A 23,035-nucleotide genomic window follows, 5' to 3' on the forward strand; every position below is an offset into this window, starting at 1 on the left:
CTGCCGGCACGCGCGGCAAGCGGCCCTTTCCGCTTTCAGTTGACGGACACGCTGTTGAACGGCAGCAGCGGGTCGAGCCAGGGGAACACCACGAACATCAGCAGCGCCACGACGCCGAGGAAGAGCACCAGCGCGATCAGGGACTTCACCGCGAACGGGCCGGGCAGATGCCGCCAGAGCCAGCCGTACATCAGGCAGCACCGCCGATCTTCTTCAGGAGGGTCGTGTAGTCCGGCACCTGCGTCTTCGGCACCTGACGGGTCAGCACGGAAGTGATGATCAGCCGCTCCTTCGCGGAGAACTGCGGGTGGCAGGTGGTGAGCGTGAGCAGCGACGCCTCCTGCGCCTTCGGCAGGATGCCGGCCGGCTTGTAGGGCACCGGGTTGACCGCGTCGCCCTGACTCGGGAGAACGACCTTGCGGCCGAACGTCGCGTCGTACGGGCCTCCGCCGGGGATGCTCGGGTTGCGCAGCGTCGACACGCCCTTGCATTCCGGCTGGGAGCCCTTGCCGCTGCTCCAGCCGTTGATCTCGTCGTCGTAGGGCAGCACCTGGTAGATGAAGAAATCGGTGTGCGTCTCGATGACGATCTGGTCGCAGGAGCTCAGGTTGTCCAGGTCGTTGAACGGCGCGCCCTTGCCGACCCGGTGCCCGGCGATGCCGAAGTTGCCGGGTTCGCCGGGCAGCGCGGTGCCCTTGTAGTGGCCGGGTCCGATCGCGAGCGCGTCCTCGTCGGTGCCTTCCTGGATCGTGAAGTTGAAGTCCGCGCCGAACGACGGGATGTGGATGCGCGCGAACGCCTTGCCGTCGATCAGCTCCGGGTGCAGAGTGCGGTCCTTCGCCCAGTCGCCGTCGAGCTGGTCGCTCGCGGTGTGCTGCTTCTCCGCGGAGAACAGGTCGGTGACCCACACCTCGTAGACCATGAACAACAGCACGACCACGCCGAGCGTGATGAAGATTTCGCCGGCGGTGCGGATCACGAGCCCGCCCTTGCCCAGCGGCGGCGGGGCCTTCTCTTTCTTGCCACCCTTGCTGCCCGTGCCACTGTCTTTGTCCGCGGTGGCGACCGGGGAGAAAATCTCGGTGGGCTGTTCGGCGAACTCGGGACCGGTCATCCGGCGCCGGGCCGCGTTCGGGCCGTCTTCCGCGGCCGCTCCCACCCGGCGGGGCATCTGCCGTCCTTCTTCGGGTGCGCGACGCGGGCCGCGACCCGGCTCGTCGCCGCGAGCGTCCCCGGGCTGCCGCGGCCGGCGGGGCGCGCCCTCTGCGCGGAACTCGCCAGACCGGCCGTCGACGGGCAGGTCGCCAGACCGGCGAGACCGGCCCTCCACAGGCACCTCGGCAGCCCGGCCGGAACGGCCAAATTCACCAGTCCGACCACCCGCTGCGCGGGGGTCCGCGGCCGGTCGTTCGGCCCGGTACTCGCCGGTCTGCCTCGGCGGACCGCCCGGATATCCGCCGTCTCCCGGCGGCCGGGAACCCGGCCGGTTCTCGCCGCCCGGTGCGGCCGGTTCGCCCCGGTCGATCGGCGTGCGCTGTTCGGGTGATCTCTGCCCGGGGTTGCCCGCGACCCTACGCCGGGGCGGGGGGTCGCCGGGCTGCCGGCGGGCAGGGGGCGGCTGGCGGCGCGGCGAGCGGTCAGCTCCGGTGCCGGGGCCGCGGTCGTCTTCGCCCGGCCAATCCTGCGGCGTCACGCTAGCTCCTCCCGCGCCTGGCCGGAGCCCGAATCGGCACTCCAGGTGGCGCTATTGTCACAGTCCGGAAACCCGACCGCTCCCGCCTGGTGCTGCGGAGCCGTCGTTTACGTTAACGTGTGCACGTGGCGCTGGTTGCGCACCCCGACAGCGGGACCTCGTCCAGGATGCCGCCACCAGGAATGCCCGAGAGCACGCGAGGAAACGATGCCGAAGTCCAAGGTCCGCAAGAAGACCGCGTACACCCCTCCCGCCGATCGCCGTACGCCGGTGAAGGTGCAGGCCGCGGGCCCGTCGAACCTGTTCTACAAGATCGTCATGTTCGGCCTCATGCTCCTGGGTCTGATCTGGCTGGTCGTGAACTACATCGCCGGAGACAAGGTTTCGTTCCTCAGCGATCTCGGCAACTGGAACTTCGCGATCGGCTTCGCCGCGATGATCGCCGGTCTGCTCATGACCATGCGGTGGCGCTGACCGCCACCGCGGGCGGAGTCCAGCCGGACCGCGTTGCTCCGACCGGCCGATTGACACCGAATCACATCGGTGTGACTCATCCCCAGTGTGGATAACTCCTGTGGATAACCACCCGACCTCCTGGGCCCCCCGGCTCAACCTTGTGGTAGTGGCCTGGGCGCTGACCTCGCTGTTGCTGGTCGGCACGGTCCTCGACGTCGTGTTCGGAGACGGCAAGGGCGCGGTGCTGACCGGCCTCGCCACGCTGGCCGCCGGCGCGTTCGCGGGACATTGGACGCTGGTGCGGCCCCGGCTCGCCGCTGACGAGACCGGGGTGCGGATCCGCACCCTCGGCGGCGCGCACCGGTTCTCGTGGACGGGCACGATCGTCCGGCTGCGGAGCACCCGCCGGCTCGGCCGGGAGGGCGTGACGCTCGAGGTGGAGCGGGGCGATCAGCTGTTCATCTTCGGCCAGACCGACCTCGGCGCGGACCCGCGCGACGTACTGGACGTGCTCACCGCGATGCGGGACCGCTCAGCCGGACTGTGAGAGCCCGCAGAGGTAGCTCGTCACGCCAGCTTGGTTAGTGCCGAAATCGCAGGTCAGCGCGGGGATCTGGGTCGTGCGCCAGAGGATCAGCCCGACCAGCGCGACGGTGATGAGCACCAGACCGGCTGCCTGCCACCGGGCGCGGTCGCGTTCCGGCGAATAGAGGATCGCGAACGTCACGACCGCGCCGGTCACCAGCCCGCCGACGTGCGCGAGGATCGAGATTCCCGGGATCGTGAACGTGATGTATGCGTTGATCCCCAGGTTGATGAGCAGCGAAGTCGGATTCAGCCGAAGCTTGAGCACGATCACCGCGTAGGCGCCGAGCAGGCCGAAGATCGCGCCGGACGCGCCGACCGAGGGCCGGTTCGGCAGTTCGAACAGCAGCAACGCGGTCGAGGCGCCCAGCATCGAGATGAAGTAGAGCGCGAGAAACCGGATCTTGCCGAAGACCTGCTCCAGCGCGCGCCCGATCATCCAGAGCGAGAACGCGTTCGCGGCGATATGGATCGGGCCGTAGTGCAGGAACCCCGAGGTGAAGATCCGCCACCACTCGCCGCCGCCGAGCGCCGGATAGGTCCACAGCTCGCCGAGCTGCTCGATGCGCGCGGTGTTGTTGTCGAACAGGCTCTTCGCCTGGATCGCGGTGATCAGGAAGATCGCCACGTTCACCGCGACCAGCGTCATGGTGACCGTGGCGGAGGTGGTCAGCCGCGCGCCCGCGATGGTGCGGGTGCCCATGCCGGCGTTCTGGTACTCCCGGTGCTGCTGTTGCTGCTCCTGCACACCGGTGTGCACGCAGTCCGTGCACTGGAAACCGACCGGTGCCTCGCGGAGGCAGTCCGGGCACGCGGGTCGTCCGCAACGGGAGCAGCTCAGGCCGGTCGCCCGGTTCGGATGCCACCAGCATCCGGGGAGCGACGGCGCGGAGGGGTTCGGCGGCTGGTTCACAATGACTCCAACCTACCGAAACCCGTCCGCATCGCCGTTCGTCAGTCTTCGACGGTGATGTTCTCGATCACCACGTCGGACAGCGGACGGTCCGCCGGTCCGGTCGCGGTGGTGGCGATCTTGTCGACGACCTCGCGAGAAGCCTGGTCGGCCACCTCGCCGAAGATCGTGTGGCGGAAGTTCAGGTGGCTCGTCGGCGCGACGGTGATGAAGAACTGCGAGCCGTTGGTGCCCGGCCCGGCGTTCGCCATGGCCAGCAGGTACGGCTTGGAGAACTGCAGCTCGGGGTGGAACTCGTCGCCGAACTTGTAGCCGGGACCGCCGCGGCCGGTGCCCGTCGGGTCACCGCCCTGGATCATGAAGCCGTCGATGACCCGGTGGAAGATCGAGCCGTCGTAGAACGGGCCGGAGTTGGTGCCCTTCGCGTTCGGCTGGGTGTACTCCTTGGAGCCGGTGGCCAGCCCCACGAAGTTCGCCACGGTCTTCGGCGCGTGGTCGGGCAGCAGGTTCACGTGGACGTCACCCTGGTTGGTGTGCAGGGTGGCCTTGCGGGCGCTTTCAGTCACCCGGTCATCGTGCCACCCCATCGCACAATTGGGCGGTTCAGGGGGCGTCCCCGGCCCGGCGCGCTGGACATCGGCCCAGTAAGAGGGCACTTTCCTGAGTCTTTCCTGAGTTCCGGCCCGCGAAGCGGAAGCGGTACGCGCGGAAAAAGGGCAGGATAGATGTCAAGCAACAGATCTGTTTCACAACGATTGATGAGGTGAAGACCATGACCCGGGCCGTGGAATCGGTCGGCGAGTCGGTCAAGTCCGGCTCGGCGGACCTGCGGAAGCTGGTCGTCGAGGCGGGCAAGGCGGGCGCGAAGGCCGCCGAGGCCGGCGCGGAGGAGCTGGGGAAGAAGAGCCGTCGCGCACGGCGCAAGCTGGCGAAGAAGACCGAACTGACCCGCAAGGAACTCAAGAAGAGCTCCGCCGCGGCGCGCAAGGAAGCGCTGGCGCGCCTCGCTGAGCTGAAGAAGCCGGGCCGCAAGGCCAAGAAGGCCGCGATCAAGGCGGCGTCGGCCGCGGGCGAGTCGAAGCGCCGCGGCAAGAAGGACTTCAAGGCGGCGAAGAAGGAGTTCCGCGCCGCGTTCGAAGAGGCGAAGACCGCCGCCAAGGGCGCTCGCAAGCGCCGCCGCTGGCCGTGGCTGCTCGGCCTGGGCGCGGTCGCGGTGGGCACCGCTGTCGCGCTGAAGTCGCGTCAGCAGGAGCCGCCGGTCGCCCCGGCGCCGCCGAAGGCCACCCCGCCGTCGCCCGCCAAGCCAGCGGCGCAGCAGGCCGAGCCGACGACGAACGGCAAGGCGCCGGCCGCGCCGGCCGCGGAAAAGAAGAACTGAACGCGAAAAGGGCCTCGGGAAGTGCGTCCCGAGGCCCTTTTCGGTAGTTCGCTGAGCGGCAAGCTCCGCCGAGCCGCGTCGTTGTGGCCTACCACAACGACGGGTGGAATCCCGGTCGGATCAGACCGCGGCGGCGTGCTTGTCGATCAGCTGGCCCAGTCGCGGCAGCGCCTCTTCGACGTTCTTCTTGCCGTTCGGGCGCAGCTTCGAGTAGACCTTCTTGATGCTGTCCCGGCTGCTGCGGTCCGCGCGGCTGTCGGTCACGCTGAGCAGCGCGTCCGAAGCCTCGTCCGAGCGGCTGGTGAGGTAGGCGCCGAAGTCGCCGCCGCCGTTGGCCTTGAAGTCGCCGTAGAACGGCTCCAGCGCGCCGGCGAAGTCGTCGAGCAGGCTGTCCACCGCGGACGGGATGATGCCCGGCTTGATCTTCTTGACGGCGGCGAAGCCGGTCTTCACGACCGCGCCCGAGACCCCGCCCTTGTCGGAGACCTCGGCGTCCACCAGCTCGCCGAGGTCAGTGACCACGGTGGGGCGACGGCTCGAGTCGAGCAGGATTTCCTTGAGGGTGTCAGCCACGAATCTGTCCTTGTCGTCGGATGAGGGGTATCCACGTTTGTGGTGCCGACAGGCACCCGCCCGCGCGAGATGTCTGGGGGGACCGCGCGTGCTGCTTAGAGTAATACAAGATCAACTTCACTCACCCGTGTGGAGCCCACTACTCAGAGCTTCAGGGCAGCGATAGCCTTCTTCGCGACTGTGCGTGCTTTTATGCTCTGTTTCTGATTACTCGTCACGATGACGGCGGCGTCGCCCTTCGCGACCGCGTAGACCACCCCGTCGCCGGCCGGCTGGTAGCCGCCCTTCCATCCGGCGGGGTCGTTCGCCGGGTTCGAGGTGTCCACCGGAGCCGCCTTGTTGACGAGCGCGGTCGCGACGTCGCTCTTGCCGACGTAGACCCGCACGGTCAGCTGCAGACTGCCGTCCGGCCGGTAGAAGAAGCAGGTCGGATCGGGCTCGTCGGCCGAGATGCTGACCTTGGTGACGTGCTGGCCGTTCGCGTCCTGCACCGTCTCGTTCGACAGGTACGGGCACTCTCCGGTGCGCGCGGGCTGCGGATCGGGCGGCAGCGCCGCGTCGTGCGTCGGCGCGGAACTGGCCGGCGCCGTCGAGGGCGGGCTCTGCGCGGCCGGGGTCGACGGACCGCAGCCGGCGAGCAGGACCAGGGCTGGGGCGAGAACGAGAAGTCGGCGCATGGCGCGCACAGTCAACCATGGCCGGTGAAGTCCGCGCGAAAAGACCGGCGCGTGCCACGATGGACCCGCCAGACGGAAACGGGGAGGCCAGCCGGTGCTCACAGCGGAGCTGTACCTGAAGGTGGTCGAGAAGCGGATCGCGTTCAACGGCGGCCGCGCCGATACGGTGCGCCTCGGCCCGCTCGCAGCGCTGACCGGGAACTTCCTCGAACCGATCATGAACGACAGCGATCCGGTCCGGGCCACCATGATGAGCCTGTCGGTAGTAGCCGCCGAGTACCCGGACATCGACGCGGGCACCCTCGGCAAGTTCACCGTACTGGCGGCGGAGCACGCCGAAGCGCTCGCGCGAAGCCAGGGCAAGGTCGCGATGATCGTGGTGATCGCCGGGCTGGTCGGCACCCGGGTGCGCCCGGACGCGGCCGCGGCGGCGAGCGCGAAGACCGCCGCCAAGTCACGCCGCGAGGTGCGGATGGTCGGCGTGGACCTGACCGCGGGCGTCACGCACGCCTGGGTCGGCCGGAAGTTCTGGGGCGCGGGCGGGCAGGACCGGGTGAACGCCAAGCTCCAGGCCTGTTTCCCGGCACCGTGGGAGGCGGCCGGGGAGCTGCGGCGGTTCGCGTCGCTGGGGTTGCCGGGCGAGTTCGGGGCGGGCGAGCGGCCTTACGGCGGACCGGCCGGGGCTCCCCCGGCTTCGCAGCCTTACCGCGCTCAGCCGCCTGGCCAGCCCTGCTCACCCGCCGCGCAGCCGCAGTTTCCGCCTGGCCCGGGCGGGTTCCCCGGCCAGCAGTTCCCGCCCGCGCCGCCGTTCGCGGCCCAGCCCGGTCCCCCGCCTGCCGCCGGACCGGCCGGGCCGCAGCCGCCGCACTATCCGCCGCCGGGCCGGCCGCCGTACGGTCAGTGACATGGTTTCGTTGCGCGGCTGGCAGTCGTTCCCCGAACAGCTCCCCGAATTCGACCCGGACCAGAGCCCGGCGACCCCGGAAGAGCTGTTCCTCGGCTGGCTCGCCGAAGCGGGCGAGCACGTCCTCGCCCCGCACGCCGTCACGCTGTCCACAGTGGATGAGACCGGTGCGCCGGACGCGCGGGTGGTGATCCTGAAGAACGTCGACGAGGACGGCTGGGCTGTCGCGACGAGTTCGGAAAGCCCGAAGGGACAGCAGCTGGCCGCGAACCCCCGCGCGGCGTTGACGTTCTTCTGGCCTGGCCGCGGACGGCAGGTTCGGGTGCGCGGCTCGGCCGTCCCGGCCCCGCCCGAGGTGTCCGCCGATGACTTCCAGGCTCGACCGCCGGCATCTCGGGCCGAGGCTTACGTCGGGCATCAGTCGGAGGTGCTGACCGATCCGGCGAAGCTCGTCGAAGCGGCCGCGGCAGCTGCGGATTGGGTAGCGGAAAACCCGGACGGGGCACCGGAAACGTGGACGCGCTACCTGCTCCAGCCGGAATCGGTGGAGTTCTGGCAGGCGTCGCACGACCGGCAGCACGTCCGGTTGCGCTACCGCCGCGAACCCGCGGGCTGGGTCCGCGAACGCCTCTGGCCCTAGCCGCACTGCCCCAATGTGGCATTGGGTGCGTCGCATGCAACCAGTGCCACATTGGGTGCGTCACATGCACCCAATGCCACATTGGGGTGCGTTCAGCCGAGCCGCGCGTTGGCGAACAGTTTGGAGATCGCGCTGACGGTGGCGTAACCGCGCCACTCCAGTGCCGCTGCCGGGGAATAGCTGGCGAAGTCGACCGTCCACCCGCCATCAGGCTGCTGGCCCTGCTCCAGCCGGTCCAGATCGGCCTCGACCGCCTCGTCGGTGAACAACCGCCGGGACGGACCGGGAACCGGGCTGAAGTCCAGCAGGCGCAGCACCTCCCGTTCCGACCCGCCGGCCACCGGAACGATCCCGTTGTCCGGCAAGAATTTGGCTGCCGCGGTCAGGAGTTCGTCAGCTTCCGGATACCGGCCGGCAGCGGCGTCGAGCAGCTTGATCACGAAGCACAGCTCGATCGCGTGCGGCATCTCGTCGATCGCCCGGATCGCCCGCAGACACGTCTCGGTCGCCCGAGCGAGCCACGGATGCGCCGCGACCGCCGGATCGTGTTCGGCGACCCGCAGCGCCGCCGCGACCGTGAACGCGGTGGCCTGCAACGAGAACACCGCCGGGTCCGCGCCGGTCCAGAACGGGGCGCACCCGGTCGGATCGGCGACCGGGAACGCGAACGGCAGCCCGCCGTCGGGGAACGCCACCGAATCCAGCCAATCGCACAGCTGCCTGGCGTGCGGAGTGGTCACCGGGGCGACGTCGGCGAACACTTCGAACGCGTGCAGCGCACCGCCCGGCTGGCTTTCCGGTGCCCGCAGGTCCGGTTCCATGCCCCAGCCGTAGCCGCCGTCCGGGTTCCGGTAGGCCGCGACCGCCGCGAGCACCTCGTCGGCTCGTCCGGTTCCCTCGGTCAATGCGAACCGCCGCCGGTCGAGCAGCCGGGCGTGCCCGGAGAGGAACGGGGCGACGGCCGCCAGATTCACAGTCACCCGGTCACCGTCGCACGCGGCGGCGGCGACGTCTTGAACGAATCGGCCACCCGCCCCGAACGGGGCGAAATACTGGGTCGCGGCGCGGCCGTCATGGCACGATTTCAGAGTGACCAGCAAACCGGACGACGCGCAGCGATTGGCCGATCTCGCCCGGTTGCGCCGGGTGCGCGACCGGATCGACCGCGAGTACGCCCGTCCTCTCGACGTCGAAGCTCTGGCGCGGAGCGTCAACGTGTCCGCCGGGCACCTGAGCCGGCAGTTCCGCGCCGCGTACGGAGAGTCGCCGTACGCGTACCTGATGACCCGGCGCATCGAACGCGCGATGGCGTTGCTGCGCCGCGGGGACCTGAGCGTCACCGACGTCTGTTTCGAGGTCGGCTTTTCGTCGCTGGGAACCTTCAGCACCCGGTTCACCGAGCTGGTCGGCAAGCCGCCGAGCGTCTACCGGCAGGAGGAGACCGGGGCCACCGAGGGGATGGCCCCCTGCGTCGCGAAGCAGGTCACCCGACCGATCAGGAATCGAGAAGCATCCCGCTCGACCCGAACCTAGTGTGATCGCCATGGAGATGACCATTCACGCGAGCTTCCTCCCGCACACCGATCCGGAAGCGACGCTGCACTTCTACCGCGACGTCCTCGGCTTCGAGGTACGCAACAACGTCAAGTACGGGGACCTGGCCTGGATCACCGTCGGCCCGCCTGGACAGCCGGACACCTCGGTGGTGCTGCAGCCGGTCGCGGCGTTCCCTGGTCTCACCGACGACGAACGCACGATGATCGCCGAAATGATGGCCAAGGGCACCTACGCCGCGCTGAACCTGGCCGCCAAGGACCTCGACGAGGTGTTCGACCGGCTGCAGGCCAGCGACGCCGAGGTGGTGCAGGAGCCGACAGACCAGCCCTACGGCCTCCGCGACTGCTCGTTTCGCGACCCGGCCGGGAATCTGATCCGCATCCAGCAGGCGAGCTGAACCGAGCCGGCCCCGGGAAAGGAAACAGGGAGAGACGATGACCAAGGCCAAGGGGACGACCGCACCGGTGCACGCCGCGGACAGCCATGACCTGATCCGCGTGCAGGGCGCCCGCGTGAACAACCTCAAGGACGTGAGCGTCGAACTCCCGAAGCGCCGGCTGACGGTGTTCACCGGGGTGTCCGGCTCGGGCAAGAGCTCGCTGGTGTTCAGCACGATCGCGGCCGAATCGCAGCGGCTCATCAACGAGACCTACAGCAGTTTCGTGCAGGGCTTCATGCCGACGCTGGCCCGGCCCGAGGTGGACGTGCTGGACGGGCTGACCACCGCGATCATCGTCGACCAGCAGCGGATGGGCGCGGACCCGCGCTCGACGGTCGGCACCGCCACCGACGCGAACGCGATGCTGCGCATCCTGTTCAGCCGGCTCGGCACGCCGCACATCGGCTCGTCACAGGCGTTTTCCTTCAACGTCGCCTCGATCAGCGGGGCCGGCGCGGTCACCGTGCAGCGAGCCGGGAAGCAGATCAAGGAGCGGCGCGAGTTCAGCGTCACCGGCGGTATGTGCCCCCGTTGCGAGGGCCGCGGTTCGATCAACGACATCGACCTCACCCAGCTCTACGACGACTCGAAGTCGCTCGCCGAGGGCGCGCTGACCATCCCCGGATATACCGCGGGCGGCTGGAACTACCGGCTGTACGCGGGATCCGGCCTGGTCGACCCGGACAAGCCGATTCGGAAGTACACCAAGCGGGAACTGCAGGACTTCCTGTACAAGGAACCGACCCGGATGAAGATCGAAGGCATCAACATGACCTTCGAGGGTCTGGTGCCGAGGATCCAGAAGTCGTATCTGTCCAAGGACGTCGAGGCGATGCAGCCGCACATCCGGGCGTTCGTGGACCGGGCGGTCACCTTCGCGGTGTGCCCGGAATGCGACGGCACCCGGCTGAGCGAGCTGGCCCGCTCGTCCCGGATCGACGGGACGAGCATCGCCGACGCGTGCGCGATGCAGATCAGCGATCTGGCCGAATGGGTCGGCAAGCTGTCCGAGCCGTCGGTCGCGCCGCTGCTGAAATCGCTGCACGAGACGCTGGAATCGTTCGTGGAGATCGGCCTCGGCTACCTGTCGCTGGACCGGCCGGCCGGCACGCTTTCCGGCGGCGAGGCGCAGCGAGTGAAGATGGTGCGCCATCTTGGTTCTTCGCTGACCGACGTCACGTATGTCTTCGACGAGCCGACCATCGGCCTGCACCCGCACGACATCCAGCGGATGAACGACCTGCTGCTCCGGCTGCGGGACAAGGGAAACACCGTGCTCGTGGTGGAGCACAAGCCGGAGACGATCGCGATCGCCGACCACGTCGTCGACCTCGGCCCGGGCGCGGGCACGAACGGCGGCACCGTGTGCTTCGAGGGAACGGTGGACGGTCTGCGCGCGAGCAAGACGTTGACCGGCAAGCATTTCGACGACCGCGCCGCGTTGAAGCCCGCGGTGCGGGAGCGCACCGGCGTGCTGGAGATTCGCGGCGCGAACACGCACAACCTGCAGGACGTGAACGTCGACCTCCCGCTCGGCGTGCTGTGCGTGATCACCGGGGTCGCCGGTTCCGGCAAGAGTTCGCTCATCCACGGGTCGATCCGCGAATCCGACGGCGCGGGCGGCACCGTGTCGGTGGACCAGACGCCGATCCGCGGCTCGCGGCGGAGCAACCCGGCGACCTACACCGGGCTGCTCGAACCGATCCGCAAGGCGTTCGCCAAGGCCAACAACGTCAAACCGGCCCTGTTCAGCGCCAACTCCGAGGGTGCCTGCCCGAACTGCAACGGCAACGGGGTGATCTACACCGACCTCGGGATGATGGCCGGAGTGGCCACCACCTGCGAGGTCTGCGAGGGCAAGCGGTTCGACGCCTCGGTGCTCGAATACCGCTTCGGCGGACGCGACATCAGCGAGGTGCTCGCCATGCCGGTCGCCGAAGCCACCGCGTTCTTCGCCGAGGGCGACGCGAAGACCCCCGCCGCACACCGGATCCTGGAACGGATGAACCAGGTCGGCCTCGGCTACCTGACCCTCGGCCAGCCGCTGACCACGCTGTCCGGCGGGGAGCGCCAGCGGTTGAAGCTGGCCACGCACATGGGCGGCAACGGCGACGTCTACATCCTCGACGAGCCGACCACCGGCCTGCACCTCGCCGACGTGGAACAGCTGCTCGGCCTGCTGGACCACCTGGTCGAATCGGGCAAGTCGGTGATCGTCATCGAGCACCACCAGGCGGTGATGGCGCATGCCGACTGGATCATCGACCTCGGCCCGGGCGCCGGGCACGACGGCGGCCAGGTGGTGTTCGAAGGGACGCCGGCCGAGCTGGTGAAGAAGAAGCGCACGCTGACCGGCAAGCACCTGGCCGCCTACGTCGGTTAGCTCAGCGGCGGGCGCCGGTCGGCCCAGCGGTACGCCTCCTCCAAGGTGCGGGAGACCTGCAGCAGCAGGTCTTCCCGCCACGGAGCGGCCACCAGCTGCACGCCGACCGGCAGCCCGGTCGCCTCGTCGTGGTGCACCGGGACCGAGATCGCCGGCTGGCCGGTCACGTTGAACAGCGACGTGAAGACGCCCATCGGGTACGCGGCCGCCACCGGGTTGCCGATCTCGCGCCAAGAGCCGACCTTCGGCGGGAGACAGGCCATCGTCGGGGTGACCAGCAGGTCGAAGCTGTCGAGGAACCCTTCGACGATGCGCCGGGACAGCACTTGGGTGTGGTGCACGCTCTGCGCGTACTCCCAGGAGCTGACCGACTGCGCGGCCGCGCGCTGGGCCCGGTTGTGCGGTTCGACGCGGTCCGGATCAACCAGCGGGACGCTGGCGCTGGCGACCGCCCAGACCTTCAGGAAGGTCGAGAGCAGTTCGTCCGACGAGGGCAGCGGAAGCGGCTTGCCGACGACGTGGTGACCGGCGGCTTCGAGCGTCCGCAAGGTCTGGTCGACCGCGGTCCGGCAGGCCGGGTCGACGGAGATGCCGTCGATCACCGGGTCGGTGAGGACACCGATCCGCAAGCCGGTCGGGGCGGCAGCGGCGAGCGCGGCGGCCAGCGAACGCGTCGGCGTCGGCGGCGACCACCAGGCACCGGGGTCGTGCTGCGCGAGGACATCCAGCGCGGCCGCGGTGTCCGCCAGCGTGCGGGTGACGACTCCGCTGGTGCCAAAGCCTTCGACCTCGACCACCGCGTTCGTGACCATCCCGCGCGTCGGCTTCAACCCGACCAGGCCGGTGCACGACGCCGGGACCCGGATCGAGCCGCCGCCGTCCGCCGCATGCGCGATCGGTGCCATACCGGCGGAAACCGCGACGCCCGCACCGCTGGACGAGCCGCCGGGACTGCGGTCCGGGTCCCACGGGTTGCGCGAGATGCCCTGCGCCTCGCTTTCGGTGAACGACACGGCGCCGAACTCCGACGTCGTGGTTTTGCCGAGCGGCAGGAAGCCGGCGTTCACGAACCGCCGTACGACCGGGTCGGACGCGGGTCGCGGCGAGCGGTCGGTGGCGAGCGAGCCGTAGGTCGTCGGCCAGCCGGCGACCTCACCGAGGTCCTTGATCGGCAGCGGAACCCCGTGAAACGGCGGCAAGTCCGCCGACGGGCAACGCAGCACCGCATCGGCGGCGGCCTCGGCGGACGCGCGGACCTCGTCGTCGGCGCGGAAGCAGAAGGCGTTGAACTTCGGGTCCAGTGCGTCGACCCGGTCGAGATAGCAGTCGAGGACTTCGATCGGGCTCACCTCCTTCGCGCGGATGGCGGCGGCGAGTTCGACGGCGGAGCTGAACGGATCGACCATGGCGGAATCCCCTTTCCCGGTGTGCCGTTCAGCCTGTCCGGGACCGGGGCCGCCGGTCTTGGAGAAATGTCGCGCCGGCGGATTTCCGTACTATGGCGGCATGCGTCCAGCCGAATGGGCTCGGGACGGGGCAGCGGTGTGGGGCATCGCGGTCCCGGCGCGGTCGAGCCGGCTGCCGGGGGTGCGGATGGCCGGGTTCGTCGGCGACACGGTGGACGAGATAGACCTGACCGTGGTCCCGTACCCGGCGGTCACGGTGTTCCTCAATCTGCGCGAAAAGCTGCACGTCAACGAGGTGACGCGGGGCAGCGTCGTCGCCGGGCTCGCGCCGCGGGGGATGCGGGTGCGCGGACTGGGCATCGAATGCATGCAGATCCGGCTCTCGCCGGAGGTCGCGCACGCGGTGCTGGGGACAGACCTGGGCGGCGAAGTCGCCTCCCTGGAGGATGTCTGGTCGACAGACCTGCCCAGCCGGCTGCGTGCCGTGAACTCTTGGCACGACCGGTTCGCGCTGGTAGAAGCCGTTCTGGGGCAGCGCTACGAGGCTGGCCGCACGGTCGATCCGGAAGTCGCCTTCGCCTGGCAGCGAATGTCCGCGCGACACGGCCAGGTCCGGATCGAACAGCTGGCCGACGAAACCGGCTGGAGCCGCAAGCGGCTGTGGGCGCGGTTCCGCGGCCAGCTCGGGCTCAGCCCGAAACGCGCCGCGCAGCTGGTCCGGTTCGATCACGCCGTGCACCAGCTGGTCGCCGGGCAGGCACCGGCGACGGTCGCGGCCGAAAGCGGCTATGTCGACCAAGCGCATCTGCACCACGAGGTGAAGGCGTTCGCCGGCCTCACCCCCCTCCGCGGCGGCGACCGCGCCCTGGCTGGCAGTGGACGAGGTGGCCTGGCCCCGTCCCGCGAATCGCGTCGGCGACGTCTGCACGCACGATGCGGCCTGGAGACCTACCGCGCGCCGGCGCTAGCGTCGCGGGCGGGTGAACCGGTCCGCGAGACGCTGCGGTTCGAACAGCTCAACCTGATCCTCACGGCGTTCGTCGCGTTCGGCTTTCTCGGCCCGAAACACCCGGCTCGTCAACGGCACAACGTGGAGTCCACAGTGGACAGCACCGCCGCCCGTGCCTGCCGCGCCCCCTCCGAGGTGCCCTCGGCCGTGCCCGGTACCGCGTTGACGGCCACGGTGACCGCCCGGCCGTCGTCGGTGACCCCGGTGCGCGTTTCATAGCCGGGGATGTCTCCGCCGTGCCCCCATGCCTTGCCACCGCACGACAATCGCGTGCTGACGAGCCCGAGTCCGTATTCCGCGCCCGGCCACATCCCGGCCGAACTGTCCACTGTTTTGCGCATCTCGGCCAGCTGCGCCGACGGCACCAGCTTGCCGCCCAGCACCGCGCGGAAGAACGTGTTCAGGTCCTTGCCGGTCGTGATGAGCTGACCGGCCGCCCATGCCCACGAAGGGTCCGCCTCGGTCACGTCGGTCACCACGCCGTTCACCCGGAAATATCCGTGCAGGTACCGGCCCCGGATGCGTTCGACGCCCACCCCAGGCCAATAGGTGTCGCGCAATCCGAGCTCGCGCAGGATCCGCTGGTCGATCTGCTCGGACACCGGGCGGCCGGTGACCTGCTGGATCAGCAGGCCCAGCAGCACGTAGTTCGTGTTGCTGTAGGCGAACTTCTCCCCCGGCGCGTGCAGCAGCGGATGCGCGTTGGCGATGTCGATGAGCTCGTGCGGCTCGAAGTACCGGTGGCGCAGGCTCTCGAACTGGTCGATGCCGAGGTAGTCGGCGTAGTCCGGCAGTCCGCTGGTGTGCTGCAGCAGCTGCCGCACGGTGATCCGGTCGTCCTTGACCACCCCCGGCAGGTACCTCGTGATCGGTCTGTCCAGCTCGACCTTCCCTTCCGCCACCAGCTGCATCACCACCACCGCCACGAACGCCTTCGTGTTCGATCCCGCGCGCACCCGGCCGTTGGCGGGCGCCGGCGCGTACCGGCCGAGTTCGCTCGTGCCCGCGGCGAACAACGCGGTCCCGCCGTCGGCCACCGTGACCGCCGCGAGAGCCGCCGGAAAGCCGTTCTCCCGGACCAATCCGTTGAGCTCGCGCTGTGGCGAGTGGTGTCCCATCGCGACGGCGGGTGTGCCGCCGATCATCAAGGCCACTGCCAGCAGGCCCGTCAGCGTCTTCCTCATGCTCTCCGTTTTCCTTTGTCAGAATTGCGAAACCGGGGAGCCAGGGCCGGCTCGGCACCGGCACTGGCTCCCCGTCATTCACTTGCCCGCCACGTCACTTGAGGCCGTATGCACGGATGACGGTCTGTTCCACGCTGTCGCCGTTCTTGTCGACAGCCTTAGCCCGCAAGGACACGTAGCCCGGCTTGCCCGGATGCGCGACGGTCCCGCTCGACCCGGTCACCTGGACCGCCTGCCACGTCGCGCCGTCGTCGAAGGACACCTCGACCGTCAGCCGGTCGAGCGGGGCCGCGTCGCCGTAGCGCTGGACGCTGACCGGCACGACCGTCGAACGGCCGGACGCGGCTCGATTGTCCCGGTCCAGGCCGTTGGGCGCGAACCGGATCGCCTGGGCTGGCAGCGCCTGGCTGCCGGGCTGGTTCCCCGATTTGAAGGTCCACGCCGCGGACACCTTGGTGGAGAACTCCAGCGCGGTCTGCGTCGCCATCGTCTCCAGGCGGTAGTTCCCGTTGCCTGCCGGCACGGCGAAGGTGCCTCGTCCCGGCGTCGCGGTGCTCGCCACCTTCTTTCCGTCCCGGTACAGCGTCGTGGCGCCCTCGGCGGGCAAGTCACTGAACCGGTTCGGCGAATCCGAGAACAGCGGCAGGCTCGCCTGGATTTCGTTCCCGGTGCGCCGCAGTACCGCCGGCCGCAGCCCGTTCGCCGGCAACGCCGGTCCGACGACCGCGGCGTTCCAGGTCTCCGGGTAGCTGCGGCCGGCCTTCCCGTCCAGCGGAGTGCCGGTGCTTTCGATGGCCCGCCGACCCGACTCCCGGTCCACGGCGGTGAACTGGGGGTACCAGTCGGTCTTGCGGTCGGCGTTGAAGTACTCGGTCCGGCTGTTCAGCGACGGTGCGACCGGCCACCCGGGGCCGACTCCGAATTCGTCGCCGTGCGGAACCGCGATCAATGATTTGACGGTCAGGTACCGCTGCGGCAGCGACCGGTAGTCGGCCCGGACCTGAACCAGGTCGGAATCGCGCACCCGCCGGGAGAATCCGTTGGGTATTTTGCCCCGCTGGAACCAGCTGAGGGTGTAGGTGACCGGGCTCTTGCCGGGATCGCCGTCAGCGGACGGCTGCGCCCAGCCACCGGCGAACTGCACAGTCAGCCGGTCATCAGGCAACGGCGGACCCACCTGCTGGACGAAAGCGAGGTGCAAGCCGGAGGTCTGCATGAGCAGGACGCTCTCGGGCCGGATGAGTGCCACCGCGCCGCTGACCGGAACGACGCCTTGGTGTGAGCTGTCGACGGCGACCGAGATCGGTTTCGCCTGGCGGGCATCGACCACGATCGTGGTGTCCCGGGTCAGGTCGAGCACCGGCTGATACACCAGGCTCTGGGCCTCGTCGCCGCCGATCGTGGTGTACACCACCGAGGACAGCTCGTGCTTTCCCTTCGGCAGGCGGATGGTGGTGGTGCCGCGGCCGTCGAACGGAATGTTCCTCACGCCGTCCACCGTTCCGGCGTAGTTCCGCGGGGCGTTGCCGTTGCGGTCCAGGTACTTCAGCGTCAGCGAGTAGCTTTCCGGTTCCTTCTCCACCGCGACCGGGGTGATGACCGAGACGCCGTTGCCCGCGGCGGTGATCCGTCCGGTGAACACGCCGTCCGGGCTCGCGACCGCGGTGTTGATCGTTACGTTGACCGTCACTGTGCCGCCGGCAGGCACCTCCGCCGTGCTTTTGTCCACAGTGAACATTCCAGCCGGTGCCGGAGTGCCGTCCGCCGACTTCGCGGCGATCGAAAGGTCCAGTTTGAGCGTCGTGCTGCCCGCGTTGTGATAGGTGACCGGGGTGACCGCCGGCTTGTCATCGTGGTGCGGCCACGGCGGCCGCCCGCCGGAAACACTGGCGGGGGTGGTGTAGACCGGCTGCGCGACGGCCGCACCGACATCGACCCGACCGGCGCCCTGGGTGAAGGCGTCCAACACGGAGTCCGGACGCGCCGAGCCCATCAGCGCTGCTTTCAGTTGCTCCCCAGTCCAATCCGGGTGTTGCTGCGCGAGCAACGCGGCCGCGCCCGCGACGTGCGGGCTGGCCATCGACGTACCGTTGAGCATGGTGTGCTGCGCGTCGACCACCGTGCCGAGGCTGGTGCCCGCCGCCCGCGCGGCGACGATGCCGACGCCTGGCGCGGTGAGGTCGGGCTTGATCGTGCCGCCTGCCGCCCGGGGACCGCGGCTCGAGAACTGCGCGATCTTGTCGGACTTGTCCACCGCGCCGACGGTGAGCGCGGAATCGGCGGTGCCAGGCGAGCCGAGCGAACCGGCTCCCGGACCGGAGTTGCCCGCCGCGATCACGAACAGCGTGTGGTATTTCGCCGACAGGTCGTTGACGGCCTGCTCCATCGGGTCGACACCAGGATCGTCCTCCCCGCCGAGGCTCATGTTCACCAGCCGCGCACCCTGCTCGGCCGCCCACTGCATTCCGGCGATAATCGCCGACTCCGTGCCCCCGCCGTGATCGTCGAGGACCTTTCCGATCAGCAGCGAAGCATCCGGAGCGACCCCCTTGTACTGGCCGTTGCCCGCGATGGTGCTCGCCACGTGGGTGCCGTGGCCTTGGTGATCGACCGCGTCCGGGGTGTCGGAGAAGTTCCGGGTTTCCGCGATCCGCCCGCGCAAGTCCGGATGGTGGGCATCGACGCCGGTATCCAGTACCGCTACCTTGACGCCTTTGCCGGTGAACCCGGCCTGCCACGCCTTCGGTGCGCCGATCTGCGGCACGCTGTCCTTGAGCGTCGCGGAAACCTTGCCATCCAGCCAAATCTTGTCCACGCCGGCAGCGAACGCGCTGGCTCCGACCAAGCGGTGCCAGAACTCGCCGACCCGCGCCTTCGGCTGCCGCACTGCCTTCGCCCGCACGCTGGACAGGTCGGCGGTCACCGTGGCACCGGTCGACATGCTCGCCACGCGACCGGATTCCGCGCCGCGAACGATCAGCGGCACATTGTCGCGGGCCGTGTCGCCGAATCCCTGTGCCAGCAGCGTAGTGACGTCGAAGAAGCGCCGGTCGAGCTTGCCGGAGTCGAGCAGCCGACGAGCGTCGCTCGGCACGACGTAGGTGTGCCCGCCGGCCTGCGTCACGACGAACGGCATCTTCGCCCGTCCGAGCCCGGGCCGGACCTGGGGAATCGTACGGTTGCCGAGCCGCCGCACGGCCACCTGGTCTCCGGTAATCAGGGTGAGCGACCCGACGTCGGTCACCCCGGCCCGATCGGCGGGGCGGCTGGCCGGAGCCGCCGTCGCGGGGACGGCGAACGTGCTGGCGGCGACCGCGACCGCGGCCGCCACCCCGGTCCATTTCGGTGTTCTCGTCATCTCGCTCCTCGGTTGTGCGGGCATCACGAGATCGCCGGACGGACGCCCGGCGAAAATCACTGATCAGCTGGTTGCGCGAACTCGCGCGGCTAGGGGTGTTTCACGGCGGTGAACCCGCTGCCGTCCGGCGGCGGCCCGGACGGTCGCGGTACGTCGGCCAGCCGGCACGGGGGCACCGGACCGACCGCGACGCCGACGGCGATCAAGGACGCGGAGGAAGCAGCATCAGTACTGAGGACCGTCGCGTTCTGCACGACCAGCGTCTCTCCCTTAGGCAGGCTGGCCGGCCGCAAGCGGAACAGAGTGGCCGTATCCGTCGCCTCGACCGCGATCGGCGGCTCAGCGGGCGCGGTGGTGTACCACGGGGCCTCGCAGTACTTGCCCGCCGGGACGTAGACGACCTTGGCCGGTACCCCGTGCGCACGCAGCTGCTGCTCCAAGCCCTCCGCGTCGTCCAGCCGGTGCACTGTCACGGTGACCATGCCGTCGGTCCCGGCCTCGACCGCGTAAGCGGGCTCGCCATGCACCATGGTCAGCCCGGCCGCCAGGGCCAGTCCTGCGGCGGCGGCCGCCAGTATCAGCTTCGTTCGCGCCGGTCGCCGGACATCGCGGAACACGACGGCCTTCTCCGGTTGTGCCGCCACCTCCTTCAGCTCGGCGAGAAGCCGCTGCTCGAAATCCGTCAACCGTCGGCTGTTCATGCGTTTCCTCCGAACTGAGCAGCGGCCGGCCCGAGGTCGTTCTCTCCCGTACTTGGCGAGCATCGGCCGGAGTGTTACCGGGCAAGTGCTTTCCTCGCCCAGTTCGGCACGCAAGCCGCGCCCGGAACCGTCCGGCGGTACAGCCGTGCCCGGACTGGCAGCCCGATTTCTGCGGGTTGTTCCGCATGGTCTTGCCGTACCGTCCGTGCTGCGCTGTCTCAATGAACCAGCGCTCGGCTCCCGGGCCGTTCGGATCGGATCCGGCGGCGTTCGAGGCGTTCTACCGTGCGCATCTGGACCTGGTCTACGGTTTCGTCGCACGCCGGGTGTCCGACCCCCACCTCGCCGCGGACCTGACCGCGGAGGTGTTCCTGGCGGCCATCGAGTCCGCGCACACCTATCAAGAGACCCGCGGCAGTCTGACCGGCTGGTTGTTTGGTGTAGCGCGCAATGTCGTCAACGCCGAACGACGGCGAGCGGCCCGCGCACTCGCGGTCGAGCACCGGATCTCTGGCCGCCGCCTGCTGGATGGCGCCGAGATCGTCCGGATGGAAGAACGGATCGAAGCCGCCGCCACAGCGAGGCGGGCGTACGCAGCAATGGATCAGCTGTCCGAGGCGGACCGTGCGGTGCTGGAACTGGCCGCATTGGACGGGCTTTCCGTGGCCGACGTCGCGGCAGTCCTGAACATCACCGCGGTGGCCGCGCGCGTGCGGCTGCACCGGGCTCGCCGCCGAATCCGGGATCTCCTCGCCCCGGCGGCCCCCGGCAACGGTTCGGCCGGAGATCTCGAACCGCTGCTGACGCAGAATCCTTGACGTTCTCAGAGCGGACGGTCGGCGAACGAGCCCGGAACCGGCCCGTTTCCGCAAGAAAGGGGCACGAGCGCGGAAACGGCCGGCTGATACGACGAAGGCCAGGTCTGGCGGCAATCCGCTGACCTGGCTTTTGTCATATTCGCTGCTGGGTGGACCTTGGGGGAACTTACTACAACACAAAACCCCAGGTAGAAGCCCTGGAGACCCTGCTCCGGAAGCTGCCCGACCCCACCGAACCGGCCCCACCGCCCGTCGAGCGCCCCAAACCACGGCGGGCACGCCGGCTCGACGCCGACCAGGTCCAGGAACTCATCGCCGGATACCAAGCCGGAGCGACGGTGTACGAACTCGGCGACCGGTTCGGTATCGAACGGCGGACGGTCAGCAACATCCTCCACCGGCACGACGTGCCGATGCGCCGTCGCGGCCTGTCCTCCGAGCAGGTCGACTACGCCATCCACCTCTACAACCTCGGCTGGTCGCTGGCACGAGTCGGCGAGCACCTGGGCGTCGACCACACCACCGTACTGACCAAACTGAGGGAACGCGGCATCCCGACCCGAGACAGCCACGGACGGCCACGGACGTGAGGCCCGGTTGTATCGGTGCGGCAGTCAGTCGAAGATCTGGGTGAACTCGACCGTGATCCGCCGGTCATTGCTGTCGACGACGAGGTACCAATGGTCGTCGTACGGCACCTCCACGACGACGGGGCTGACGTCGTAGAAGTCGCCGTGATACTCGTACTCGTCGCCGTCGAGATATGCCTGGTAGTGGTCGATGTCCATGAGACAGACCCTGGCGGTCGAGCCGCGCAGCGACACCTCGAAGCGCGCGCCGCCTGCAATAGATCCGAGATCCCAGTAGAGGTGGTCCACAGGCCATTAGTAGCGGATCACGCGATGGACAGGGAGCCGGCCGGCCCAGACTCGCCGGGACACGGATCGTTTCACAGGGTGGGGCCAGATCGGGCCGAACTCTCACAACCACACACCGCCTTCCGCTCGCTGTCAGCCGCGTCGGTCCCCGATCCGCAACCCGAACCACGGGTCCGACCCGCAATCGCCGCCACGCGCCGAACCAGCCACCCGAACGACCCCGTCGTACCCAATCGGCGAACCGTTCGGACGCCACCCGGACCGGGGCGGTCCAAGGAGTCCATACAGACGGCGCCGCAGGCGGCTTCGGCGTGTCCGCGCTCGTCGAGGTTTCGGCGAACACCCATCACCCAGCCGACCTTCCGAGTTTGGTCACTGGCGGGGCGCGGCGAGGATTCGCTGTTGGGTCAGGTGCGCGACGTCCGGATCTGTGTCGCCGGTCATCTGGCGCAGGATCATCGAGGGCGTCCACCGCGACCGGGCGACCGCTGCGCGCACCTTCAGGTCAGGATCGCGGGCAAGCTGTTTCCACACAAACTCCGGTGTCCACCATCCCGACGTGGCAGCAGCCGCGCGCACGATCGGGCTCGTGTCCTGCGTGACCCGCGTCCATCCCAGGATGTCCGCCTGGGACAGGCCACGGACCGCGGTCGCGCGTACCCGCGGCGAGGGATCGTCGAATGGATCGGCGGTGAGCGGTTCGAGCTGAGCCAGCGGCACGAGGTCGCCCTCGATCGCGCCCAGATGAGCGATGACGTGATCGTTCGTGATGTGGACGCCGTTGCGCAGGGCAGCCGTGCGCACGCCCGGATCCGCATCGGCCAGCAGCGCCTTGCGGACGGCGAGCCCTGCGCTGTCTGCGCTGAGGTTGCGCATCTCATGGTTGCGAGCCAGCCCCTTGCGTACGGCCCGGTGAGGATCGGCGACAAGCAGCACGGCGGAGAGCGTCCCTTCCGCCCAGGTGTGCTCCGGCGCGGTATTCACGTCGAACGCCTCGGCCGCGAGGGCACGATGCCGGTGGTTGCGGCTGGTACTGAATCCCCGCGTCACGGCTGTGGCCGTCGGGAGCGCGGCGTCCCTGCCGACGAGCCAGGGCCGATCACCGCGCAGGGCCGCCACAGCCTGACGCAGGGAGGCCGGGGTGAACACGTCCGCGAGCAACAGCCAGTGTTCGAGGGCACCGCGCTCGAGGATGTCGCGGGCGATGGATCGGCGCGCATAGCCTCGGGCGCGTTTGGCGATCTGCCCCTTGATCGTGTCCGGGACGCTCGGGTTGGCCAGCACCGCGCGGCGCAGGGGTGTGGGTTCGGTGGCCAGGTACTCGATCACCCGTTCTGGGCAGACGGCGAGGAGCTCCGGTGGCGCCTCGGGATCCGCCCACACGGCTGCGGCCGTGGCGGCGTCGCTGTCGGCAGCGTGCGCTGCCCACCGTGATGAGGTCGTCATGGATGGTCAACCTACCCGGCCAGCCACGGAATCTCCT

23 protein-coding genes and 1 pseudogene are annotated in these 23,035 nt (G+C 69.3%); 11 read left to right on the forward strand and 13 right to left on the reverse strand.

The features are described from left to right. Nucleotides 1-35: 35 nt before the first annotated feature. The gene (locus AMYBE_RS45535) at nucleotides 36-191 is read right to left on the reverse strand and encodes a hypothetical protein (protein WP_020663547.1); all 156 of its coding nucleotides are present in this window, start codon (nucleotides 189-191) and stop codon (nucleotides 36-38) included. Then, on the reverse strand, nucleotides 191-1,171 hold the full coding sequence (locus AMYBE_RS0132380; RefSeq protein WP_020663548.1) for a class E sortase: 981 nt from the start codon (nucleotides 1,169-1,171) through the stop codon (nucleotides 191-193). Before AMYBE_RS0132380 ends, AMYBE_RS45535 begins: the two co-directional genes overlap by 1 nt. 729 nt (nucleotides 1,172-1,900) lie before the next feature. Here AMYBE_RS0132380 and crgA point away from each other — a divergent pair. Together crgA and AMYBE_RS0132390 are read left to right on the forward strand one after the other, a co-directional pair. Continuing rightward, the gene (gene crgA / locus AMYBE_RS0132385; RefSeq protein WP_020663549.1) at nucleotides 1,901-2,167 is read left to right on the forward strand and encodes a cell division protein CrgA; all 267 of its coding nucleotides are present in this window, start codon (nucleotides 1,901-1,903) and stop codon (nucleotides 2,165-2,167) included. Between the two features lie 148 nt (nucleotides 2,168-2,315). Continuing rightward, entirely contained in the window at nucleotides 2,316-2,696 is a 381-nt protein-coding gene (locus tag AMYBE_RS0132390) for a PH domain-containing protein (protein WP_020663550.1), read from the forward strand. Here AMYBE_RS0132390 and AMYBE_RS0132395 read toward each other — a convergent pair. Beyond that, nucleotides 2,682-3,494, reverse strand: coding sequence for a rhomboid family intramembrane serine protease (locus tag AMYBE_RS0132395; RefSeq protein WP_020663551.1), 813 nt, complete (start codon nucleotides 3,492-3,494; stop codon nucleotides 2,682-2,684). The genes AMYBE_RS0132390 and AMYBE_RS0132395 overlap by 15 nt on opposite strands. 194 nt (nucleotides 3,495-3,688) lie before the next feature. Further along, nucleotides 3,689-4,234, reverse strand: a complete 546-nt coding sequence (locus AMYBE_RS0132400) for a peptidylprolyl isomerase (RefSeq protein ID WP_020663552.1) — start codon at nucleotides 4,232-4,234, stop codon at nucleotides 3,689-3,691. A gap of 185 nt (nucleotides 4,235-4,419) precedes the next feature. Here AMYBE_RS0132400 and AMYBE_RS0132405 point away from each other — a divergent pair, with 185 nt between their 5' ends. Continuing rightward, entirely contained in the window at nucleotides 4,420-5,025 is a 606-nt protein-coding gene (locus tag AMYBE_RS0132405; protein WP_034289510.1) for a hypothetical protein, read from the forward strand. Nucleotides 5,026-5,145: 120 nt separating this feature from the next. Here the strand turns inward: AMYBE_RS0132405 and AMYBE_RS0132410 are convergent, their stop codons facing one another. After that, nucleotides 5,146-5,598, reverse strand: coding sequence for a DUF6918 family protein (locus AMYBE_RS0132410; RefSeq protein WP_020663554.1), 453 nt, complete (start codon nucleotides 5,596-5,598; stop codon nucleotides 5,146-5,148). Nucleotides 5,599-5,741: 143 nt separating this feature from the next. Beyond that, complete coding sequence (locus AMYBE_RS0132415; RefSeq protein WP_020663555.1) at nucleotides 5,742-6,275, reverse strand: DUF2020 domain-containing protein; 534 nt, start codon at nucleotides 6,273-6,275, stop codon at nucleotides 5,742-5,744. Nucleotides 6,276-6,369: 94 nt separating this feature from the next. Here AMYBE_RS0132415 and AMYBE_RS0132420 point away from each other — a divergent pair, with 94 nt between their 5' ends. Continuing rightward, nucleotides 6,370-7,179 carry a hypothetical protein gene (locus AMYBE_RS0132420; RefSeq protein ID WP_020663556.1) on the forward strand — a complete coding sequence of 270 codons (810 nt, stop codon included), beginning with the start codon at nucleotides 6,370-6,372 and terminating at the stop codon, nucleotides 7,177-7,179. 1 nt (nucleotide 7,180) lies between these two features. Continuing rightward, a complete protein-coding gene (locus AMYBE_RS0132425; protein WP_020663557.1) occupies nucleotides 7,181-7,819 on the forward strand; it encodes a pyridoxine/pyridoxamine 5'-phosphate oxidase in 639 nt (212 codons plus the stop codon). A 92-nt stretch (nucleotides 7,820-7,911) separates the two neighbouring features. Here AMYBE_RS0132425 and AMYBE_RS0132430 read toward each other — a convergent pair whose 3' ends face one another. Continuing rightward, nucleotides 7,912-8,799 (reverse strand): hypothetical protein, encoded by an 888-nt coding sequence (locus tag AMYBE_RS0132430; RefSeq protein ID WP_027928237.1) that lies wholly within the window; start codon nucleotides 8,797-8,799, stop codon nucleotides 7,912-7,914. Between the two features lie 109 nt (nucleotides 8,800-8,908). Here AMYBE_RS0132430 and AMYBE_RS0132435 point away from each other — a divergent pair, with 109 nt between their 5' ends. From AMYBE_RS0132435 to AMYBE_RS0132445, 3 genes are read left to right on the forward strand one after another with little or no spacing between them, the layout of a single operon-like run. Then, nucleotides 8,909-9,352, forward strand: a complete 444-nt coding sequence (locus AMYBE_RS0132435) for a helix-turn-helix transcriptional regulator (RefSeq protein WP_020663559.1) — start codon at nucleotides 8,909-8,911, stop codon at nucleotides 9,350-9,352. 10 nt (nucleotides 9,353-9,362) lie between these two features. Then, nucleotides 9,363-9,773, forward strand: a complete 411-nt coding sequence (locus AMYBE_RS0132440) for a VOC family protein (RefSeq protein WP_027928238.1) — start codon at nucleotides 9,363-9,365, stop codon at nucleotides 9,771-9,773. A gap of 37 nt (nucleotides 9,774-9,810) precedes the next feature. Further along, a complete protein-coding gene (locus AMYBE_RS0132445) occupies nucleotides 9,811-12,198 on the forward strand; it encodes an ATP-binding cassette domain-containing protein (RefSeq protein WP_020663561.1) in 2,388 nt (795 codons plus the stop codon). Here the strand turns inward: AMYBE_RS0132445 and AMYBE_RS0132450 are convergent. After that, the gene (locus tag AMYBE_RS0132450) at nucleotides 12,195-13,604 is read right to left on the reverse strand and encodes an amidase (RefSeq protein WP_020663562.1); all 1,410 of its coding nucleotides are present in this window, start codon (nucleotides 13,602-13,604) and stop codon (nucleotides 12,195-12,197) included. The genes AMYBE_RS0132445 and AMYBE_RS0132450 overlap by 4 nt on opposite strands. Nucleotides 13,605-14,193: 589 nt before the next feature. Here AMYBE_RS0132450 and AMYBE_RS46455 point away from each other — a divergent pair. Then, nucleotides 14,194-14,388, forward strand: a pseudogene (locus AMYBE_RS46455) (AraC family transcriptional regulator); the annotation flags it as partial. A gap of 293 nt (nucleotides 14,389-14,681) precedes the next feature. Here the strand turns inward: AMYBE_RS46455 and AMYBE_RS0132460 are convergent. The 3 genes from AMYBE_RS0132460 to AMYBE_RS43535 all read right to left on the reverse strand — a co-directional run bounded on the left by AMYBE_RS0132460 (nucleotide 14,682) and on the right by AMYBE_RS43535 (nucleotide 19,856). Further along, the gene (locus tag AMYBE_RS0132460; RefSeq protein WP_020663565.1) at nucleotides 14,682-15,797 is read right to left on the reverse strand and encodes a serine hydrolase domain-containing protein; all 1,116 of its coding nucleotides are present in this window, start codon (nucleotides 15,795-15,797) and stop codon (nucleotides 14,682-14,684) included. 94 nt (nucleotides 15,798-15,891) lie between these two features. Further along, the gene (locus AMYBE_RS0132465; RefSeq protein WP_027928240.1) at nucleotides 15,892-19,155 is read right to left on the reverse strand and encodes a S8 family serine peptidase; all 3,264 of its coding nucleotides are present in this window, start codon (nucleotides 19,153-19,155) and stop codon (nucleotides 15,892-15,894) included. 89 nt (nucleotides 19,156-19,244) lie between these two features. Then, nucleotides 19,245-19,856: a hypothetical protein gene (locus AMYBE_RS43535; protein ID WP_020663567.1), complete on the reverse strand. Its 612-nt coding sequence runs from the start codon at nucleotides 19,854-19,856 to the stop codon at nucleotides 19,245-19,247. A 221-nt stretch (nucleotides 19,857-20,077) separates the two neighbouring features. Here AMYBE_RS43535 and AMYBE_RS42740 point away from each other — a divergent pair, with 221 nt between their 5' ends. Together AMYBE_RS42740 and AMYBE_RS0132480 are read left to right on the forward strand one after the other, a co-directional pair. Next, nucleotides 20,078-20,674 carry an RNA polymerase sigma factor gene (locus tag AMYBE_RS42740; RefSeq protein WP_020663568.1) on the forward strand — a complete coding sequence of 199 codons (597 nt, stop codon included), beginning with the start codon at nucleotides 20,078-20,080 and terminating at the stop codon, nucleotides 20,672-20,674. 149 nt (nucleotides 20,675-20,823) lie between these two features. Continuing rightward, entirely contained in the window at nucleotides 20,824-21,264 is a 441-nt protein-coding gene (locus tag AMYBE_RS0132480; RefSeq protein WP_020663569.1) for a helix-turn-helix domain-containing protein, read from the forward strand. Between the two features lie 24 nt (nucleotides 21,265-21,288). Here AMYBE_RS0132480 and AMYBE_RS44360 read toward each other — a convergent pair whose 3' ends face one another. Further along, nucleotides 21,289-21,552 (reverse strand): DUF1883 domain-containing protein, encoded by a 264-nt coding sequence (locus tag AMYBE_RS44360; protein WP_084470229.1) that lies wholly within the window; start codon nucleotides 21,550-21,552, stop codon nucleotides 21,289-21,291. 372 nt (nucleotides 21,553-21,924) lie between these two features. Beyond that, nucleotides 21,925-22,998, reverse strand: a complete 1,074-nt coding sequence (locus AMYBE_RS0132490; RefSeq protein WP_020663571.1) for a hypothetical protein — start codon at nucleotides 22,996-22,998, stop codon at nucleotides 21,925-21,927. Nucleotides 22,999-23,035 lie beyond the last annotated feature (37 nt).

The organism is Amycolatopsis benzoatilytica AK 16/65 (genome assembly GCF_000383915.1).
In the GTDB taxonomy this organism is placed as follows: domain Bacteria; phylum Actinomycetota; class Actinomycetes; order Mycobacteriales; family Pseudonocardiaceae; genus Amycolatopsis; species Amycolatopsis benzoatilytica.